The organism is Meiothermus cerbereus, assembly GCF_051297115.1.
Taxonomy (GTDB): Bacteria; Deinococcota; Deinococci; order Deinococcales; family Thermaceae; genus Meiothermus; species Meiothermus cerbereus_A.
The window spans coordinates 1-1,276 of the sequence record NZ_JBEVAL010000148.1; the positions used below are offsets into that span (position 1 = coordinate 1).

2 protein-coding genes and 1 pseudogene are annotated in these 1,276 nt (G+C 63.9%); all 3 read left to right on the forward strand.

Going from position 1 to position 1,276, the window contains the following annotated elements; all coding sequences use genetic code 11:
- Positions 1-315 (forward strand): annotated as a pseudogene (locus ABWU19_RS14825) (hypothetical protein); the annotation flags it as partial.
- A gap of 3 nt (positions 316-318) precedes the next feature.
- Entirely contained in the window at positions 319-909 is a 591-nt protein-coding gene (locus ABWU19_RS14830; RefSeq protein WP_119358823.1) for a hypothetical protein, read from the forward strand.
- A partial coding sequence (locus ABWU19_RS14835) for a hypothetical protein (RefSeq protein WP_435902406.1) occupies positions 906-1,276 on the forward strand: 371 nt, incomplete at its 3' end. The genes ABWU19_RS14830 and ABWU19_RS14835, both read left to right, overlap by 4 nt.

The following is a 1,276-nucleotide window of genomic DNA, read 5'->3' on the forward strand; positions in this document are numbered from 1 at the left end:
GACCGCAACCCCTTGGGGGTGGCAGCCTCATTAGGGATGCGGGCTTTGTTCTACTGGTGGGTGCCGGTGCGGATCAAAGTGAGCCTGATCCCCAGCCCGCCCTTCATCAGTCTGACGGGAAGCCTGGACTTCCCCCGGCCCATCCCCGTAGCGCCCTATGTGCTCCCCTTCGCGGGTGAGCGCACCTACTGGGGGTGGGTGAGCGTGCCGGAAGGGTACGAGATTCCCAGGGTCAGGGGAACGCCGGGGCTGGGGGTGAGCGGGGTCAGCATCCCGGGCTTCTCGGGTAACGTGTACGACCTGCTGTTGAGGTAACGGATGCGCTGGATTTATGTGCTGTTTCTGACGGTTTTCCTCGGAGGAGGAAGCCTGGCGATTGATGCGCGGGACTACAAGACCGCCTACGACCTCTTGCGGAACGGGCTGTGCGCCCTGCGGATTACCTGCCTGCTACCGGCGGACATGATCTATCCGGCTGACTGGCAGCGGGATGTGCAAAGCCGCCTCGAGCGCTCCCGTGAGGTGCTGATCATCGGGGACGTGCAGTCCTTCCAGCCGGTGATCCAGTACCTCGACGGCTGGTTACGCACCACCGACCCCCAGCGCCAGCAGCAGCGGCCCCAGATTTTCGCGGTAGTCCCGCAGGAACAGGTGGTGTGGTTTAGAGGCTGGACGGAGAATCGTGAGCTGTCCAGCTTCGTGAAGGTGGCGGCCAGCAGCAACGAGAACGAGCCGCTAGGAGTGGTGGGGCGCACGGGCCTGCCCCTGCTCATCCTGGACAACCAGGTGGTCTACATGCCGAGCTGGTGGCAGCTCGACGGCCCCACCCTGCGACAGGTGCTCACCTGGGGACGTTTGCTAGTGGATCAGATCAGGAACGCCCAGCAGCGCAAGCAGGAGGTCAAATGAGATTCCTGGCCTTCCTTCTTCTGGGGATGGGTTTGGGCCTCGCTCAGGGTCAGCAGGGTCAGCAAATCCTGTTCCAGACCCCCAGCCTTGCCCAGGCGGTGGGATGGGTGAGCAGCGTAGGGGGGCAAGATGCCCTGGTGATTGGCGACCTTCCTGACCCCGCTTTCGCCCGTGTCCTACCCGCACGCACCCGCGTGCTGGTGGGGGGCGCACTGCCCGGCTGGGTGCGAACCGGGATGGAGGTGCGCTACCTCAAGGGTTTGAGGGGTAAAGGCATGTTGCTCATTGACCGGAGGTACTTCGTGGTGCGGGATAACAAAGGGCTGTGGACGGTACTGGCAAGCCCGGAGATCGGGATGCAGGTGGC